Source organism: Ensifer soli (assembly GCF_041928815.1).
Lineage (GTDB): Bacteria > Pseudomonadota > Alphaproteobacteria > Rhizobiales > Rhizobiaceae > JBHFEI01.
The window spans coordinates 131,849-147,892 of the sequence record NZ_JBHFEI010000011.1 but is presented as its reverse complement, the minus strand read 5'-3'; the positions used below and the strand labels follow the sequence as shown (position 1 = coordinate 147,892).

Here is a 16,044-nt window from a genome sequence, read left to right as displayed (position 1 = left end):
ACATCCCGTTTGCCTCGGACATGCTCCCGTCCCGAAGGAAACGGCGCCAGGATGGAGAGGATGCACCGATGAGCCTGCCCTATGAAACCGCGCTGGTCACCGGCGCCTCGCGCGGCATCGGCGCCGCGATCTGCCGGGCGCTTGCCGGCGCCGGCGTCACCGTCTATGCGCTCGCCCGCACGGCGCCGGCGCTGGAGGCGCTTGCCGCCGACTGCGGCGTCGTGCCGGTCGTCGCCGACGTGCGCGACACGGCCGCCATCCTTGCCGGGCTGAACGGCGCCCCGGTCGACATCCTCGTCAACAATGCCGGCGGGCTCGCCACGGTGAAGCCGCTCCACGAACAGACGCCGGAGGAGGTCGCCGAGACGATCGCGCTCAACCTGACGGCGCCGCTGACGCTGATCCGGGCGCTTCTGCCCGGCATGATCGCGCGCCGGCGCGGCCATGTCTTCAACATCACCAGCACCGCCGCGCACAACGTCTTTCCCCAGACGACCGCCTATGGCGCGGCGAAGGCCGGCCTGTCGCAGGCGGGCAAGGTGCTGCGCTACGACCTCGCCGGCAGCAATGTCCGCCTTACCGAGCTGATCCCCGGCCGGGTACAGACCGACTTCTACCTGCAGGCCTTTGCCGGCGATGCCGCCGCGCTGACGGCGAAGATGTATGCCGCGCAGCGTGCCCTCCAGCCCGCCGACATCGCCGATGCCCTGATGGCGGCGCTCGTCCTGCCGGCCCATGTCGATCTTGCGCAGATCGACATTTCCCCGACCGACCAGGCGCCGGGCGGTCATGTCTACGGAACCGTCGCGCCGGACTGAGAGCAAGACCCGCGGGACCAGCTCTGCGGGACATGCGGAACATCGGCAGCAGGACGGGCGGCCCGTCCGCGGGATCGCGCCGCGCCTGAAAGCCTTTCCTGCCGGAGCGGGATCGCTCCGGCGTCGCACGAGGCGGGGGAAACACTTTCGGGCGCATCGTCAGGAGGGGGAGCCTGTCCGGTGTCCCGGTCGCGCCGGACAGGCCCGCGTCTACCAGCCGAAGCGCCGCGTCGCCGCATGCATCGCCGCCGCGACGACGGCATTGCCGCCTGCATTCAGGTGGATCGCATCGGCACGCAGCGAGCGCGGCGGGATGCCGGCGGCGATGTCGTCGTCGTCGCCCGGCGAGCCGTTGCCGGCCGCCCGCAGTGCGGCGCCGGGATCGACGAAGCGCGCGCCGTGGAGTGCCGCGAGATCCGCATTCGCCGCCGCGATCGTCGCATGGGCCCCGGTTCCGATCCCCTCGCCGGCCGCATTCAGCAGGCCGGCGACGAGATAGCGCCGGTGGCCGAGATGGGCGATCATCGCGGCGATGTCCGCCTTCACCGTCGCCGGCGCGTCGATATTGTTGCGCCCGACCCAGATCCAGGCGGTGCCGGCGCGAAGCGTTTCCGCCTCCTCCGGGACGAAGAGCGAGCCCGGCGGGCAGGCGACCGCAGGGCCGGGCGTGGTGCGGACAAAGGTCATCGCCGCGCTCCCGTTGCCGCTGTCGTCCGGCGTTGCCGCCCGCTCGAGATGTCCGGCGACGCCGGCAAGCGTGCCGGCGAGCCGGCGCACGCCGCCGGAAAACGGCCCCTGATAGGTGACCGGCGAGACCGAACGGGCGGTGACCGTGACCGGCTCCAGCGGCGGAACGGTCTTCGTCACCACCACGTTGTCGAGCCGCAGCCGGCCCGACAGCGCCACCGCCGCCCCGGCATAAAGGAACGAAAGCGATTGCGGCGCGCCTTCCTTGTCGTCGATGACCGGGACGTAGATGCGGTAATGCCCGACCTCCGTGATCGATGTCGACGGCCCGCCCTGGCTCCAGGCGCCGGCGGTGATGCCGACCTGGAGCGGCTGCGGGAAGGTGTATTCGACGACGTCGAACGCGACTTTGAGGATGTCGCCGGCGGCGAGCGCGCCGATGTCGCGGGCCGGGCCGGGAAAATCGGCGTGGCCGGCGCGGTTGACGAGGTCCGCCACCAGCGTGCCCGCCGCGACGGACAAGGCCGTGCCGGGGCCGCCGCTATAGGTCCCCCATGCGGCCGGCACCTCCGTGCCGCCGAAGGTGTCGTTCGAATGAAGCGTGCCGGCGCCGAGCGCCGGGATCTCGTCGCCGTCGAGGGTCAGCAGGATCGCCCTGCCGCCCTGGCGCGCGGCGATCTCCGTCGAGGTCTGCACGCCGACGCCGCGATTGAGCACGGCGCGCGGCGGCGAGAACAGCGCGCCGGCCGCGGTCGTATACCCGCCAGCCGTCAGGCTGTCGCCCCAGGCGACGATCTGCGTCGGCGGGCGGGCCGGAAGCGGGCGGCCGATGCGACATCCGAGGGTAAAATTCCGCATGAGGATCATCCTTCCAGATTTTAGGAAAAATATCCTATCATGCGGTGGCGAGGCGGTATCGCGCGGGGATGGGCGAGGAGGCCCGGCGGGGGAGGCAGGGCGGACAGAGCCAGCCCCTGTCGTTGGAAAATCAGGGAGATAGCAGCGCTCCCGTGCGGCGATGGCTCCCCGCCTTTACGGATGGCGCGCGATCGCCGTCCCCGCCGCAGGCACCTGCCAGAGTCTGTTGTCGTTTGTCGTTTCGGGATAACCGGATTCCATCTATCCCTGACAAACTCTAGCGCTCGAACGGTTCCCCGAGGGAGGCGACGCCGTTCAGCTTCAAGAGGCGCCGGTCTGCGGAGATGATGCCGAGCACGAGGATGGTGACGAGATAGGGCAGGCTCGAGAGCAGTTGCGACGGCACCGCAAGCCCGGTCGTCTGCGCCGCGAGGCTCGTCAACGACACGGCGCCGAACAGGCACGCCCCGAGGAAGACGCGCCCCGTCAGCCAGGTACCGAAGACGACGAGGGCAATGGCGATCCAGCCGCGCCCGGCGATCATGCCGTCGGCCCAGAGCGGCGTGTAGACGGTGGCGGCATAGGCGCCGGCGAACCCTGCCATCAGCCCGCCGAAGGCGATCGCGGCGACGCGCACGCCGATGACGGGATAGCCGATCGCATGGGCCGCCTTCGGATTCTCGCCGATGGCGCGGAGGACGAGGCCGGTCTTGGTGTAGGCGAAGGTCGCCCAGATCGCGACGGTCACGAGAAGCGACAGCCAGACGACGGCGTCCTGCACGAAGAGCCCGCCAATGAGGGGGATCTCGGAAAGGCCGGGAAGGGCGAGCTTCGGCAGGCCCTTCACCGTCAGGCTCTCGTAGCTCTTGCCGAAAAGGGCCGAGAGGCCCTGGCCGAGAATGCCGATCGCGAGCCCCGTCGCCACCTGGTTGGCGCGGAAACCGAGCGCGACGCCGGCGAAGACCAGCGACAGCGCCGCGCCCGCGAGCCCGGCAGCGAGAAAGCCGAGAATATGCCCGCCGCCGTGATAGACGATGATGAAGGCGACGACGGCGCCGAGCGCCATCAGCCCCTCGACGCCGAGATTGAGCACGCCGGCGCGCTCGACCACCATCTCGCCCAGCGCCGCGAGCAGGAAGGGGGTCGCGGCGGCCAGCATGCCGGCAAGGATGAAGGCAAGGGCATTCATGGCGCGCTCCGCTTCGGGGACGGCTGCCATTCGAGGCGGTAGCGCACGAAGGCGACGGCGATGAGATAGGCGAGAAGCAGGCTGCCCTGGAAGACGCGCACCGCCGCGATCGGCAGGTTGGCCGAGACCATGGCATTGTCGCCGCCGATATAGAGCGCTGCCATCACCAGCGCGGAGACGGTGATGCCGAGCGGGTGCAGGGCGCCGAGATAGGCGACGATGATCGCCGCATAGCCGTAGCCGGTCGAGATCGAGCGCTGCAATTGCCCGAGCGGGCCTGCCACCTCCGCCGCCCCAGCAAGGCCGGCGGCAAAGCCGCCGATCAGCAGCGACAGCCAGATCGCCCGCCCCTCGCTGAAGCCGGCATAGGAGGCCGCGCGCGGCGCCAGCCCGCCGACCTGCAATTTGTAGCCGGCAAAGCTCTTTTCCATGAAGATCCAGGCGGCGAGCGACAGCGCCAGCACGATGAGCAGCGAGACGTTGACGCGCGTGCCGGAAATCAGCGTCGGCACCATGGCGTCATACTGGAACATCACCGATTGCGGGAAATTGAAGCCCGCCGGATCCTTCCACGGACCGAGCAGCAGGTAATTCAGCAACTGCGCGGCGACGAGGCTCAGCATCAGCGAGACGAGGATCTCGTTGGCGTTGAGCCGGACGCGCCAGAAGGCGGTGATCGCCGCCCAGAGCGCGCCGCCGAGGGCGCCGAGGACCAGCATCGACGGCCAGATCCAGAAACCCGTCGCCATCGGGAACCAGACGGGGATCGACGAGGCGAAGATCGCGCCGAGGATGAACTGCCCCTCCGCGCCGATGTTGAACACCTTGGCGCGGAAACCGATGGCGAGCCCCTGTGCGATCAGCAGCAAGGGCCCGGTCTTCAGGAGCACCTCGGAGAAAGAGGCCCAGGAGAGGAAAGGTTCGAGCAGCATCGCATGGAGAACGGCGATGGGATCACGGCCCATCAGCCTGTAGAGCAGGAGATTGGCGAGGATCGCCACCGCAAGCGCCGCCGGCGGCGCGATCAGCGTGGCGGCGAGCGAGCCGCGCTCGCGGCGGACGAGGGAGAGGCTCATGCGACCGCCCTTCCGGCGGACGCGCCGATCATCAGGCGGCCGATCTCCTCGGCGCGGGTCTCGCGGGTGACGAGCGGCGGGCTGAGATGTCCGTGATGGAGAACCTGGATGCGGTCGGAAAGCTCGAACAGTTCCTCCAGTTCCTCGGAGATGACGAGGATCGCCATGCCCTGATTGCGCAGCGCGATCAGCCGCCGGCGGATGGCCGACGCCGCGCCGATATCGACGCCCCAGGTCGGCTGGGCGACGAAGAGCAGTTTCGGCGCCAGCATGATCTCGCGCCCGACGATGAATTTCTGCAGGTTGCCGCCCGACAGCGCGCCGGCTTCCGCCTCCGGCCCCGGTGTGCGCACGTCATAGTCGCGGATGCAGCGTTCGGCAAAGGCGGTGGCGCCAGCCGTGTCGACGAGCCCGTGCCGCACCAGCGCCAGCGGATGCGCGGTGAGCAGGCCGTTCATGACCAGCGACATGTCCGGCACCGCGCCGCGCCCGAGCCGGTCCTCCGGCACGAAGGCGAAGCCGAGGGCGCGGCGGCGGGCGGCATCGAGCATGCCGACATCGGTGCCCATCATGAAGATGCGGTCGCGCTCGTTGAGCGAAAGCCGCGTCTCGCCGGAGATCAGCGCCGCGAGTTCGCTCTGGCCGTTGCCGGAAATGCCGGCGATGCCGAGGATCTCGCCTTCCTTCACCGAGAGCGTGATGTCCTTGAGCGCCACGGCGAAGGGATCGTCGGTGCGGTGCGAGAGGCCGGCGATCTCCAGCCGCGTCTCGCCGCCTTCACGCGGTTCGGCCGGCATCGGTTCCGGCATGTCGCGGCCGATCATCATCCGCGCCAGATCATGGGCGTCATGGTCGCGCGGGTCGATGTCGCCGGTGACGCGGCCGGCGCGGAGAATCGTCGCCCGGTCGCACAGCGCGCGGATCTCCTCCAGCTTGTGCGAGATGAACAGGATCGACACCCCCCCGTCGCGCAGCCGTTTCAGGGTCTCGAACAGTTTTTCCACCGCCTGCGGCGGCAGCACCGAGGTCGGTTCGTCGAGGATCAGCAGTTTCGGATCGGTCATCAGGCAGCGGATGATCTCCACCCGCTGCCGCTCGCCGACCGAGAGCGCATGGACATGGGCGAGCGGATCGACTTCCAGCCCGAAATCCTGGCCGAGCCTGCGGATCCGTTCCGCCAGTTCCGCCTTGCGGCCGGGGACGACGAGGCGGATGTTCTCCACCACGCTCAGCGTCTCGAACAGCGAGAAATGCTGGAACACCATGCCGATGCCGCGCCGTCGTGCTTCCGCCGGCGAGGCGAGAGACAGCGCCTCGCCCCGCCAGAGCATGGCGCCGGCGTCGGGCTGCTCGACGCCGTAGATCAGCTTCATCAGCGTCGACTTGCCCGCCCCGTTCTCGCCGAGGATCGCATGGATCGAATGCTCCGCCACGTCGAGGTCGATCGCCGTGTTGGCGTGGATCTGTCCGTAGCTCTTCGAGATGCCGCGAAGCGACAGCAGGGGCGCGCCTGTCATGGGATCGACGACGCCCGCGTCACTGCGGCAGCGGCGTCGTCACACCCTTGACGTGCCAGTTCATCGCGACGATGTCGCCGTCGGCAAGCGTCGTGCCGGCGGCGACCCCCTCGCTGCCGTCGGCCTTCGCGATCGGGCCGGTGAAGGGCGAGAAGCTGCCGTCGGCGATCTTCGCCTCGATCTCCTTGATCTTCGCCATCGTGTCGGCCGGGATGTCCGGGTTCCAATCGGTGACCTCGACGACCTTATCGGCGACGCCGAGGAAGGCGTTGGCGCCCTTGAAGGTGCCGGCGAAATGGGCATCGACCGAGGCCTTGAAGAAGGGCGACCAATCGGTGGCGACGCAGCCGAGATATTTTTTCGGCGCATAGGTCTTCATCGAGGAATTGAGGTTGAAGGCGTAGACGCCCGCCTCTTCGCAGGCCGCGATGACGGAGGGCGTGTCCTGCGCGTTGGAGAAGATCACGTCGCAGTTCTGCGCCATCAGCGCCTTGGCCGCTTCCTGTTCCTTGGCCGGATCGAACCAGGAATTGACCCAGACGACCGAGACCTCGACATCCGGATTGACGGTCTGGGCGCCGAGCGTGAAGGCGTTGATCGAGGTGATCAGTTCCGGGATGGCGAAGGCCGAGACCGAGCCGAGCTTGCCGGTCTTGGACAAGGCCGCTGCGGCCATGCCGAGGAGGTAGGTGCCCTGGAAGTATTTCGCCGCGAAGGGCGAGAAGTTCGGCGCCACCTGGAAGCCGGAGGCATGCAGCACGGTGACGGAGGGATCGCGCCGCGCGATCTGCAGCGCGCCGTTCTGGTAGCCGAAGGAGCCGGCGATCAGCACCTTGTTGCCGTCGGCGACCGTCTTGTTCATGATCCGGTCGGCGTCCGGGCCTTCGGCGATGTTCTCGATCACGGTGACCTTGACCTTGTCGCCATAGGCGGCCTTGACCGGCTCCAGCCCGGCGGCGAGCGCATGGCCCCAGCCGACGTCGCCGACCGGCGACGGGATCACCAGGGCGATGCCGAGCGGCTCGTCGGCGGCAAGGGCGAGGCGGCTGCCGAGCACGCCGGCAAGGCCGGTGGCGGCGAGCCCGGTGACGAAGGTCCTGCGGGTGATGGTGATCGGCATGTCTGTTCCCCTCATTGGCTATTGCGTCTGGTTGGTGTGCCGGCTGTTCTGGACATCGATGGCGTCGAGCGCCGCCTCGGCGTCGGCGAAGAGTTGCTGTTCGTCGAGGCCTGGGAACTCGCCCTTCTCCCAGACGATGCGGCCGTTGATCATCGTCATGTCGACCGGCGCCCCGATGCCGACCTTGGCGATGAGGGAGAGGGGATCGTGGCGCGTGCCGACATAGTCCATCCGCCGCGTGTCGATGGCGAAGAGGTCGGCGGCCATGCCCGGCGCCAGCCGGCCGATGTCGTCGCGGCCGAGCAGGCCAGCGCCGCCGCTGGTGGCGTAGCGCAGGAAATCGACGGGCGGCGGCACGGGATGGGCGCGGCTTCCGGCGACCAGGCATTGCAGCATGTAGGCGGAGTGGATGCAGTGCATCAGGTTGGAATTGTCGTTCGAGGCGGTGCCGTCGACGCCGAGCCCGACGCGGATGCCGAAGGCGCTCATCGCCGGAATGTCGGTGACCTCGGCGCCGACGAGATAGACGGGCTCCGGGCAATGCGCGACGCCGGTGCCGCTCGTCGCCATCAGACGCAGTTCGTCATGGGTCAGTTCCCAGCAATGGGCGTAGAAGGCGTCCGGCCCGGCAAAGCCGATCTCGTCCAGATAGTCGACCGTGCGCTGGCCGTGGCGGGCGAGGATCACCGGGCTCTCGCCCTCGCCGACATGGGTGTGCATCAGCACGCCGCGATCGCGCGCCAGCGCCACGGACTCCATGAAGGTCTCGCGGTAGCAGTTGACCGGCTGGCAGGGCGCGACCACCACCTGGCGCATGCCGAAGCGGCGACGATCGTGGTAGCTGTCGATCAGCCGGGCGCAGTCGGCGATGAATTCGTCCGTCGTCTCCAGCATCGCGTCGGGGATGGTCGATCCTTCCGACTTCGGCAGGGTGTTGCCGCCGCGCCCGGCATGGAAGCGCATGCCGAGGAGGTCGGCCGCCTCGAACTGCCGGTCGATCAGCCGCTTTCCGGCATGGCGGGGGAAATTATACTGGTGATCGAAGGCGGTGGTGCAGCCATGCTTGATCATCTCGGCCATGGCGGTGAGCGAGGCATGGTAGAAGCAGTCTTCGGTCAGCCGCGAGAAGATCGGGTAGATCCGGTCGAGCCACTCGATGACCGAGAGTTTCGTCCAGTCGAGATCGGCGCGATTGCGCACGAAGCACTGGAAGAAATGGTGGTGCGTGTTGACGAGGCCGGGATAGACGAACCAGCCGGTCGCATCCCTCGTCTCGACGCCTTCCGGCAGGTCTGTGGCGTCGAGGCCTTCGCCGATCGCGACGATCGCCGGGCCGTCGGTCAGCAGGTCGACATCGCGGCGCACGCCGAGCGCCGGCCCGTCGTCGACGATCACGGCGGCACAGTTCTTCAGGAAATAGCCGGCCATGTCAGGCCTCCTCCGGCTGCGGCTCGGGTTCCGGCTTCAGCTCGTGCAGCCGGTGGATGCCGGGCATCTCGACGAAGCCGTCGAGGCTGCGGAAGCGCCGCGACCAGAGCCGGATCGCCGGATAGGGATCGAGCGATACGCCGCCGTCCGGGGCGAGCGCCACATAGGGAAAACAGGCGATGTCGGCGACGCTCGGGCGGTCGCCGGCAAGGAAGCCCATGCCGCGCAATGCCTGCTCGACGAGGCCCGCCTCCAGCTCGCGCAGCGCCGCGATGCCGGCGGCCTGGAGCGCGCCGATATCGCCGTCCCGCAGCAGCATCTCGTGCAGCCGGGCGCCGCCGAGGCTCGCCGTCAGCCGCTGCGAGAAGGCGAGCCATTGCTGAACGCGGGCCAGAGCAGCGGGATCCGGGCCGCCGAGCCAGTCCGGCCCGGCCTTCGCCGCGAGATAGACGAGGATCGCCGAGGATTCCGTCAGCACCAGGTCGCCGTCCGTCAGGATCGGGATCGAGCCCGCCGGATTGAGCGCCATCAGCTCGGCCCCGCGATGTTCGAGGCCCGGATGGAAATCGACCGGGCGGATCTCGAGTTTGACGCCGAGGAGCGCGGCCATCAGGCGGATCTTGTAGCAACTGGGCGAGAGGATGTAGTCGTAGAGCCTCATCGCGCCACCCGCTCGGCGCCATAGGTATAGTCGTGCCGCTTCAGCCAGCGCCGATAGGCGATCGACGTCATGTCGGCCCGGGTCGGGATCTCCATGCCCGGATCGAGCGGCAGCCGGCGCGGGATCTGGTTTTCGAGGATCGAGCGGTCCTGCAGGAAGATCATCTGCTGGAAGTGGATGAGGTCGGTCATCGGCGTCGTGTCGTCGAACAGCGCCATCCACGGCCAGACGTCGCAGATCTCCTCGCCGAGCGGCTGGACGAAGAGGGCGATCACGTCCCATTCGCCGGGGCGCGGCGGCGAGGTCTTGTAGAGCACCGACGAGGTCGGCGCCGGCACACGGTACATGTATTCGGTGGTAATCCCGCCCGCCGCCGATTTCGCCGCCTGCGGCTGGTAGAAGGAGACCTGCGTCGCCCAGACCTCGTCGGCCTCCTCGCGGATCTCGACCTTGTAGCCCTTCACCTCCGTATGCGGTTCCGACCCCAGGATATCGGTGTGGACGAAGGGAAAATGGGCGATGTCGAGAAAGTTCTCGACCGCGCGCAAGGGCGAGCAGCACACGCGGACCACGCCGACATCGACGAGCCGGCGGCCCGGCTGGTCGGCCTCGGGAAGGGCGAAGAGGTCCTTTTTCGGAGCGCCGAGCGAGGTCCAGACATGGCCGTAGCGGACGCGCACCGGCAGCGTGCGCCCGCCGGCCGTCACCGTCGCGCCGGTCTCGCCGCTGCGGGTGACATGGATCGGCGTGTCCATCAGCCGGGTTGCCGTGCCTCTGGCGTCGAGGCGGCTTGCCATCGCCACCGGATACCATTCGTCGATCATCGCGCCGATGCTCATGCGGCCCTCCGCCTCGCTTGCGCCTCGGCCGCCCGGCGCAGCGCCTCGGCCCGCCGCGAGGCGGCGATGCGCGCTTCCAGGCTGCTGCCGGCGGCGACCAGCACATGGATCAGCGTCGCCTCGCCCTGCGGCGCCAGCAGCAGGCTGAGGCCGTCGGCGGTCGTCGCAAGGCCGGTCTCCCCGGTCGTCGCGCCGGCCGCCGCCATCGCTTCGAGGTCCGCCGCCGCCGTCAGCGAGCGCAAGGGGTCGAGGCCGGCGAAGACCGGCGGCGGGGAGGACGGAGCGCCGGCGGCGACCCAGACGATCCCGCCCGCCTCCTCGGCGCGAAAGGTCGAAACGCGGATCGCCTCCGGCGGCGTCAGCGCCGGATGGGCGGGGATCTTCAGGCAGGTGCCGCTCTCGGCATAGCGCCAGCCGTGATAGATGCAGGAGAGCGCCTCGTCGCGGACGAAGCCGTGCGACAGGCGCATGCCGCGATGGGGACAGCGGTCGGCGAAGGCGGAAAGCCGCCCGGAACGGCTGCGCCACAAAGCGACGGCGCCGGCCGGGGTGATCGCCGGCATGACGGTCGCCGCCGGCAGGTCCGTCGAAAGGGCAACGGGGGTCCAGCACTCCGCCGTTTCAGTCATCTCGTCTCGACTTTCGGAACGCAGTCAACGCTGTGGCCCCGCCATGCCCGATGCGGCGGCGCGGATCGTCACGACGTTTGCATAAATTTTCCGCATTGGCAAGAATGATGAAATATGGTGCAAAAATATTCCGCGTTCCCGCGGAAAGGGCAGGATCACGCCGCGGGCGGATCGATCGGCCGGCGCTCGATCGTCTCGACCCAGGCCTCGAACGGCCCGAGCGAGCAGCCGACCTCCAGCATGTCGATCAGCGCCGCGTCGCCGTCGAGGTCGAGCATGACGCAGGCCGCGTCCGCCTGCACGATCGCCGGCTCAAGGCCGAGCCGCGCCGCATGCCGCTTGACCCAGGGCAGGAAGCTCGGGACGCCGAGCGCGCCATGGATGGTCATCCTCTGCCGAACCGCGCCGTTTCCCGTCATCGCCGCCTCCTGTCGCGTTTCATCGAGCATAGGATGATTCCTCCGGAGACGCCCGCGCGGCGGTCGCCCACTCCCGCTTCAGCCGGTCGACCAGGCGATCCACAGCGCGACGCCGGCGAGGGCGACGGCGAAGAGGCGCCCGCCATGCCTCAGGCGCCGCCGGTCGGACAGAAGCGGGCTGAGCAGGCTGGCGAGCGCCACGATCGTCGCATGGATGCCGGTCGCCACGGCGACATAGATCGCCGACAGCGTCAGGGCTTGCGACGGCGTGCCGCCGGTCGGGGCGAGGAAGGTCGGAAGCACGGTGACATAGAACAGCGCCGCCTTCGGATTGAGCAGGTTGGTGACGAGCCCGCGCAGGAAATAGCGCCGCGCGGCCTCGACGGTGACGGCCGCCGGCATGGCCGGCTCGCGCCAGGCATCGAAGGCGAGATAGAGCAGGTAGGCAACGCCTGCCCAGCGCAGCGCCTCGTAGGGCGCCGATCCGGCTTCGATCGCCCTGCCGATGCCGAGCGAGACGACGAGGGCAAGCAGCGCGAGGCCGAGGGCGACGCCCGCGACCGCGGCAAACCCCGCCCGCCGTCCCGCCTTCACCCCGACTAGCGCGAGATAGGTCATGTTCGGCCCCGGCGTCAGTTCGATGAGGAGGCTCGCCAGCGTGAAGGCGAGAAGGGTGGCCCGGGTGAGCATCAGATCCGTGAGCATCAGATCCCGCCGCCGTCGACGATGGGGCCGCGAACCTGTCGCGCCGGCATACTTGCGCGGGCGCCCGCCCGTCCGCCCGACACGGCGGCCCGGCCCGGGAGCGGCTGCCGGCAGAGGGGGCGAGGGAAAGGGATCATGACACCGTTATAGCCTTCGGTGCCGGGCAGGCAAGGGCCCGCGCGCGCCCCCTCTGCCCGGATTTCGTCGCGATTGTTCCGGATCGCCGGCGGCTGAAGGGACGACGTGCCGGTCGGCCGGAACCGCGCCGGCCGTTAAGCCAATCCTGACCCTTCGGTGTCAGGATGGTGCCGTCGCCGCCGCAGGGTGCGGCCACGGGTTGCGGGGCTCCGCGCCGCGTCGCTCGAAAGGGACAGGGCCGCATGGCTGGACGCATTCTCCTCGTCGCCGCCGTCGTCGCGGCGATATCCTTCGCCGCCGCGCCCGCGCGCTCCGCCGGTGCTTTGCCGGCAGAGCGCGGCCTTGCCTCCGCCCCGGCCTATCTCGTCTCGCGCCGGCCGACGCTCGCGCCTTACGCTTTCGTCCGGTTCTGCCGCGACAATCCGGCCGATTGCCGGCGGGCGACCGGCGCAGACGTCGTCGCGCTGACGCCGTCGCGCGCGCGGGCACTTTCTCGGATCAACGGCCGGATCAACCGGGAGATCCGCCCGGTGCGCGAGGCGGGAGGCGGCGATCGCTGGGCCGCCGATGTTGCGGCAGGCGACTGCGAGGATGTCGCCCTGACCAAGCGCCGCGCCCTCGTTACCGCCGGCTGGCCGGCGCGGGCGCTGCGCCTTGCCACGACGCGGACCGCCTCGGGCGAGGGCCATGCCGTGCTCGTGCTGCGCACGACGCGCGGCGATCTCGTCCTCGACAACCGCAGCGCCGCGATCAGGCCCTGGCGGCAGACGGATCTCGACTGGCTGAAGATCCAGTCCGCAGACGATCCGCGGCTCTGGCATGCGCTCTGATCATCACGCCGTCGCATAGGCCTTCGCGACGGCGATTTTTCCGACGCCGGGGTTTGTCACGGCGTCCAGCCGGTCACCTGCCGATGCCGGATCCGACGCGCCCGTCAAGGAATAGATCCCGAGATCCGTGTCGCTCTCGGTGCTGTCGCCGGTGCTTGCGTTCTCTTCGGCGACCTTGGCCTTGAAATAGGCAGTGGCATCATCGATCGCGCTGTTGACCTTTTTGTCGGCAGCAGGACGCGGCTGCGTGCGCTGCGCAAGCGCGGTGGTGTCGCTCAGCGACGAGAGACTGGAGCGGGTCGCTGCCGACAGTGTGGTTGACGTAACCATTTTTCATCGTCCTTCCGAAAAACGCGCTCGGTTACCGCTCTCCCGAGCGGGCCTCACCTTATGAGAACATGATCATATTATCGGTAACCTCTTAAAAAGACGGGCGTCTTGCCGCTAAAATCTTAACGAGCGGCGCGTGCGGGCGAGCGTGTCAGGGATGAAGGGGGATCCGGTAGGACCGAATGGCAGGCGACGGCAAAGGCGCAGAGTCCTTTCGGTTGCAAATGGTCCTGACAGGTATCGGAGACGCCCCGCGATGGCTCCTGTGCGGGCGGTCCGTCCTGCCGCAGGACGGCGTCCCTGCCGATGCAGAAGCGGTGGCGGCGATGGGGGTTGACGCGAAGCACCGGCATCACCGGCAGGCCGAACAGTCCGGATGGTATTTTTGCGCGCGCAGTGGCGCCATGTCCCGGCCTTGCTGGCCCCGCGCCGGCATGACCGCGGGGGTGGCGTGCGCCCGCCAGTCTCCGCGCAGCCCGGTCGCGCCGGCGAGAGGATGCGTGCCGGAAAGGCTTTCCGCGTCCGCTTTGACGTGCACTCCGGGGTCGAAACCATGTCGCTGCCGCCGGAAATGGTCTAGGGAAAAGCGGACGTCCTTCCGCCCCCTCCGCCGGCCGGGAGGCGCGCCCTTGGGAGACCCGGCGGGGAAAGGCTGTCCGATGTCCGCGCCGCTCAACCTTCTCACCGATGTCGCCGGGCTTTCCGTCGGCCATGCGACCGATCCGGTGCTCGGCTCCGGCGTCACCGTCGTCGTCTTCGACGCGCCGGCGACCGCCTCCGGCCTCGTGCTCGGCGGGGCGCCCGGCGGGCGCGACACCGCGCTGCTCGGTCCGTCGATGACGGTCGGCGCCGTCGATGCCTTCGTGCTTTCAGGCGGCTCCGCCTTCGGGCTCGATGCCGCGGGCGGCGTCCAGTCCGGGCTCAGGGCCGACGGACGCGGTTTCGCCGTCGGCCCGGCCCGCGTGCCGATCGTGCCACAGGCGATCCTGATGGATCTCCTCAACGGCGGCGACAAGGACTGGGGCCTGCATTCCCCCTATCGCGACCTCGGCCACGCCGCCTATCGCGCGGCGGCGAAGGGCGCCTTCGCGCTCGGCAGCGTCGGCGCCGGCACGGGCGCGACGACGGCGACGGTGAAGGGCGGGCTCGGCTCGGCAAGCGCGGTCGCCGCCTCGGGCGCCGTCGTCGCGAGCCTCGTCGCCGTCAATGCGCTTGGCTCCGCCACGATCGGCGACGGCCCGCATTTCTGGGCCGCGCCCTTCGAGCGCGACGGCGAGTTCGGTGGCCTCGGCCTTCCCGCCGCCTTCACCGCGGCCGACAGCGCCCTGCGCGTCAAGGGCCTCAGCCTGCCCGCCACCAGCATCGGTGTGGTCGCGACCGATGCGCGCCTGACCAAGGCCGAGGCGCATCGCCTGGCGGTGATGGCCCATGACGGGCTCGCCCGCGCGGTGCTGCCCGCCCACCTGCCCTTCGACGGCGATACGATGTTCTCGGCCGCCACCGGCATGAGGCCGCTCGAAGGCCCCGGCGCCTTTCTCGAACTCTGCCATCTCGCGGCGCTGGTGACGGCGCGGGCGGTGGCGCGCGGCGTCTTCGAGGCGACGGCGCTCGACCGTCCCGGCGCGCAGCCCGCCTGGCGTGACCGGTTCGGAGGCGACCGTCCCGCCCGATGATCAGGCCGCAACGACGATGCGCGGCGTCTCCGCGCCCGTCCATTCGAAGGTGACCTGGCGTCCCTGCCGGACGTTCTGGATCACCGAGGGGCGGAAGACGGCGATGCAGCGCCCGCCCGGCCGGCGCGCGGAGGGGTAGATCAGCCCGTTGCCGCCCCCGGCGCGGATCGCCCGCGCCAGCGCCTGTCCCGCCGGATAGGCGCTCCGCGTGTCTGCCTCAAGGCTCGGATGGCCGGGCAGGCCGGTCAGGTCGTGGAAGCGGCAGGTGAAGCCGGCGAGAAGCTCGCGATAGGCGCCGCGGTCGGTGAGGCAGCCGGCCTCCTTCAGCGCCCGCGTCCGGTGGAAGACGATCTCCGCCTGGGACGTCTCGCCCGCGTCCGGACCGAAGGCGCAGTACCAGGCGCCGCGCTCGGCATCGTTGAAGCGGTTGCCCGGCGGGCGGGCATGGCAGAAGGCGGCGTTGACCAGCGTATGGCCGTAGCCGTAGGAGGGCGGCAGCAGTTCCGCCGGGTCGACGCCGGCCGGCAGCACCGCCGGGCCGCCGCGCGCCGAGGTCTTCTCCTCGAGCGCCGTCAGGATCGCCAGTTCCGCCTCGGTCTCTGCGAGCGGCGCGATCGCGGGTTCGGGCAGATAGGCGGTCGAGATCAGCCGGACGGTCGCCGGATCGGTGAAATCGCGCTCGGGGATCATAGGCCGCCGCGCAGGCCGTCGATATAGCGGCGCGTCGACAGCATCGCCGGGATGCCGCCCTCGATCATGAAGCGGAGCGGCGAGCGTCCGGCAAACAGCGCGTGGCCGTTGTCGCCCTTCGGCCAGCCATAGGTGAGCGGCCCGTCGAAATAGAGCCTCAGGCCTTTGAAGATGCCGAGGATCAGGCTCGCCCGCATCGTCTTGTCGCGGTCGAGCCGGCCCTTGAAGGCGCCCGCCTTCATCCGGTTCCAGGTGGCGAGCGGCACGTCGAAAAGCGCGGCCGACTCCTGGTTCGTCAGCTTCCAGAGGGCGAAGGCGCGGGCGATCGCCCGGATCACCACCGCATCCTCGTCCCGGTCCGGGGCGGCGGCTGCGGGCAAGGGCGATGCAAGGGCGGCCATGTCTCTCTCCTGCGCGTCGTTTTCATATCATATGAT

Annotated in this window: 17 protein-coding genes; 3 read left to right on the top strand and 14 right to left on the bottom strand. The window is 69.5% G+C overall.

Going from position 1 to position 16,044, the window contains the following annotated elements; translation table 11 throughout:
• The first annotated feature begins 68 nt into the window (after positions 1–68).
• Positions 69–818, top strand: coding sequence for an SDR family oxidoreductase (locus ACEVQ6_RS17390; protein WP_374890299.1), 750 nt, complete (start codon positions 69–71; stop codon positions 816–818).
• A 210-nt stretch (positions 819–1,028) separates the two neighbouring features.
• Here ACEVQ6_RS17390 and ACEVQ6_RS17385 read toward each other — a convergent pair whose 3' ends face one another.
• The 11 genes from ACEVQ6_RS17385 to ACEVQ6_RS17335 all read right to left on the bottom strand — a co-directional run bounded on the left by ACEVQ6_RS17385 (position 1,029) and on the right by ACEVQ6_RS17335 (position 11,946).
• Positions 1,029–2,363, bottom strand: coding sequence for a hypothetical protein (locus tag ACEVQ6_RS17385; RefSeq protein WP_374890298.1), 1,335 nt, complete (start codon positions 2,361–2,363; stop codon positions 1,029–1,031).
• Between the two features lie 277 nt (positions 2,364–2,640).
• Positions 2,641–3,552 carry an ABC transporter permease gene (locus tag ACEVQ6_RS17380; RefSeq protein ID WP_374890297.1) on the bottom strand — a complete coding sequence of 304 codons (912 nt, stop codon included), beginning with the start codon at positions 3,550–3,552 and terminating at the stop codon, positions 2,641–2,643.
• Positions 3,549–4,628 (bottom strand): ABC transporter permease, encoded by a 1,080-nt coding sequence (locus ACEVQ6_RS17375; RefSeq protein ID WP_374890296.1) that lies wholly within the window; start codon positions 4,626–4,628, stop codon positions 3,549–3,551. Before ACEVQ6_RS17375 ends, ACEVQ6_RS17380 begins: the two co-directional genes overlap by 4 nt.
• Positions 4,625–6,145, bottom strand: a complete 1,521-nt coding sequence (locus ACEVQ6_RS17370) for an ABC transporter ATP-binding protein (RefSeq protein WP_374890295.1) — start codon at positions 6,143–6,145, stop codon at positions 4,625–4,627. Before ACEVQ6_RS17370 ends, ACEVQ6_RS17375 begins: the two co-directional genes overlap by 4 nt.
• 19 nt (positions 6,146–6,164) lie before the next feature.
• On the bottom strand, positions 6,165–7,265 hold the full coding sequence (locus ACEVQ6_RS17365; RefSeq protein ID WP_374890294.1) for a BMP family ABC transporter substrate-binding protein: 1,101 nt from the start codon (positions 7,263–7,265) through the stop codon (positions 6,165–6,167).
• An 18-nt stretch (positions 7,266–7,283) separates the two neighbouring features.
• Positions 7,284–8,693, bottom strand: coding sequence for an amidohydrolase (locus ACEVQ6_RS17360; RefSeq protein WP_374890293.1), 1,410 nt, complete (start codon positions 8,691–8,693; stop codon positions 7,284–7,286).
• Position 8,694: 1 nt separating this feature from the next.
• Positions 8,695–9,354: a glutathione S-transferase family protein gene (locus ACEVQ6_RS17355; protein WP_374890292.1), complete on the bottom strand. Its 660-nt coding sequence runs from the start codon at positions 9,352–9,354 to the stop codon at positions 8,695–8,697.
• The gene (locus ACEVQ6_RS17350; RefSeq protein ID WP_374890291.1) at positions 9,351–10,193 is read right to left on the bottom strand and encodes an aromatic ring-hydroxylating dioxygenase subunit alpha; all 843 of its coding nucleotides are present in this window, start codon (positions 10,191–10,193) and stop codon (positions 9,351–9,353) included. The genes ACEVQ6_RS17355 and ACEVQ6_RS17350 overlap by 4 nt, the downstream gene beginning before the upstream one ends.
• The gene (locus tag ACEVQ6_RS17345; protein WP_374890290.1) at positions 10,190–10,822 is read right to left on the bottom strand and encodes a Rieske 2Fe-2S domain-containing protein; all 633 of its coding nucleotides are present in this window, start codon (positions 10,820–10,822) and stop codon (positions 10,190–10,192) included. The genes ACEVQ6_RS17350 and ACEVQ6_RS17345 overlap by 4 nt, the downstream gene beginning before the upstream one ends.
• A 155-nt stretch (positions 10,823–10,977) precedes the next feature.
• A complete protein-coding gene (locus ACEVQ6_RS17340; RefSeq protein ID WP_374890289.1) occupies positions 10,978–11,271 on the bottom strand; it encodes an acylphosphatase in 294 nt (97 codons plus the stop codon).
• Positions 11,272–11,319: 48 nt separating this feature from the next.
• Positions 11,320–11,946, bottom strand: a complete 627-nt coding sequence (locus ACEVQ6_RS17335; protein WP_374890288.1) for a LysE family translocator — start codon at positions 11,944–11,946, stop codon at positions 11,320–11,322.
• 380 nt (positions 11,947–12,326) lie between these two features.
• On the opposite strand from ACEVQ6_RS17335, the gene ACEVQ6_RS17330 reads away from it, so the two are divergent.
• The gene (locus ACEVQ6_RS17330) at positions 12,327–12,914 is read left to right on the top strand and encodes a transglutaminase-like cysteine peptidase (protein ID WP_374890287.1); all 588 of its coding nucleotides are present in this window, start codon (positions 12,327–12,329) and stop codon (positions 12,912–12,914) included.
• Positions 12,915–12,917: 3 nt separating this feature from the next.
• Here ACEVQ6_RS17330 and ACEVQ6_RS17325 read toward each other — a convergent pair whose 3' ends face one another.
• Positions 12,918–13,244: a hypothetical protein gene (locus tag ACEVQ6_RS17325; protein WP_374890286.1), complete on the bottom strand. Its 327-nt coding sequence runs from the start codon at positions 13,242–13,244 to the stop codon at positions 12,918–12,920.
• Between the two features lie 659 nt (positions 13,245–13,903).
• On the opposite strand from ACEVQ6_RS17325, the gene ACEVQ6_RS17320 reads away from it, so the two are divergent.
• Positions 13,904–14,917 carry a P1 family peptidase gene (locus ACEVQ6_RS17320; RefSeq protein WP_374890285.1) on the top strand — a complete coding sequence of 338 codons (1,014 nt, stop codon included), beginning with the start codon at positions 13,904–13,906 and terminating at the stop codon, positions 14,915–14,917.
• Here ACEVQ6_RS17320 and ACEVQ6_RS17315 read toward each other — a convergent pair whose 3' ends face one another.
• A complete protein-coding gene (locus ACEVQ6_RS17315) occupies positions 14,918–15,607 on the bottom strand; it encodes an RES family NAD+ phosphorylase (protein ID WP_374890284.1) in 690 nt (229 codons plus the stop codon).
• Positions 15,604–16,008 carry an antitoxin Xre-like helix-turn-helix domain-containing protein gene (locus ACEVQ6_RS17310; RefSeq protein ID WP_374890283.1) on the bottom strand — a complete coding sequence of 135 codons (405 nt, stop codon included), beginning with the start codon at positions 16,006–16,008 and terminating at the stop codon, positions 15,604–15,606. Before ACEVQ6_RS17310 ends, ACEVQ6_RS17315 begins: the two co-directional genes overlap by 4 nt.
• Positions 16,009–16,044: the final 36 nt, after the last annotated feature.

Coding starts and splice junctions, on each gene's coding strand:
- ACEVQ6_RS17390 (WP_374890299.1), top strand. CDS start 69: ATGAGCCTGCCCTATGAAACCGCGCTGGTCACCGGCGCCTCGCGCGGC.
- ACEVQ6_RS17385 (WP_374890298.1), bottom strand. CDS start 2,363: ATGCGGAATTTTACCCTCGGATGTCGCATCGGCCGCCCGCTTCCGGCC.
- ACEVQ6_RS17380 (WP_374890297.1), bottom strand. CDS start 3,552: ATGAATGCCCTTGCCTTCATCCTTGCCGGCATGCTGGCCGCCGCGACC.
- ACEVQ6_RS17375 (WP_374890296.1), bottom strand. CDS start 4,628: ATGAGCCTCTCCCTCGTCCGCCGCGAGCGCGGCTCGCTCGCCGCCACG.
- ACEVQ6_RS17370 (WP_374890295.1), bottom strand. CDS start 6,145: ATGACAGGCGCGCCCCTGCTGTCGCTTCGCGGCATCTCGAAGAGCTAC.
- ACEVQ6_RS17365 (WP_374890294.1), bottom strand. CDS start 7,265: ATGCCGATCACCATCACCCGCAGGACCTTCGTCACCGGGCTCGCCGCC.
- ACEVQ6_RS17360 (WP_374890293.1), bottom strand. CDS start 8,693: ATGGCCGGCTATTTCCTGAAGAACTGTGCCGCCGTGATCGTCGACGAC.
- ACEVQ6_RS17355 (WP_374890292.1), bottom strand. CDS start 9,354: ATGAGGCTCTACGACTACATCCTCTCGCCCAGTTGCTACAAGATCCGC.
- ACEVQ6_RS17350 (WP_374890291.1), bottom strand. CDS start 10,193: ATGAGCATCGGCGCGATGATCGACGAATGGTATCCGGTGGCGATGGCA.
- ACEVQ6_RS17345 (WP_374890290.1), bottom strand. CDS start 10,822: ATGACTGAAACGGCGGAGTGCTGGACCCCCGTTGCCCTTTCGACGGAC.
- ACEVQ6_RS17340 (WP_374890289.1), bottom strand. CDS start 11,271: ATGCTCGATGAAACGCGACAGGAGGCGGCGATGACGGGAAACGGCGCG.
- ACEVQ6_RS17335 (WP_374890288.1), bottom strand. CDS start 11,946: ATGCTCACGGATCTGATGCTCACCCGGGCCACCCTTCTCGCCTTCACG.
- ACEVQ6_RS17330 (WP_374890287.1), top strand. CDS start 12,327: ATGGCTGGACGCATTCTCCTCGTCGCCGCCGTCGTCGCGGCGATATCC.
- ACEVQ6_RS17325 (WP_374890286.1), bottom strand. CDS start 13,244: ATGGTTACGTCAACCACACTGTCGGCAGCGACCCGCTCCAGTCTCTCG.
- ACEVQ6_RS17320 (WP_374890285.1), top strand. CDS start 13,904: ATGTCCGCGCCGCTCAACCTTCTCACCGATGTCGCCGGGCTTTCCGTC.
- ACEVQ6_RS17315 (WP_374890284.1), bottom strand. CDS start 15,607: ATGATCCCCGAGCGCGATTTCACCGATCCGGCGACCGTCCGGCTGATC.
- ACEVQ6_RS17310 (WP_374890283.1), bottom strand. CDS start 16,008: ATGGCCGCCCTTGCATCGCCCTTGCCCGCAGCCGCCGCCCCGGACCGG.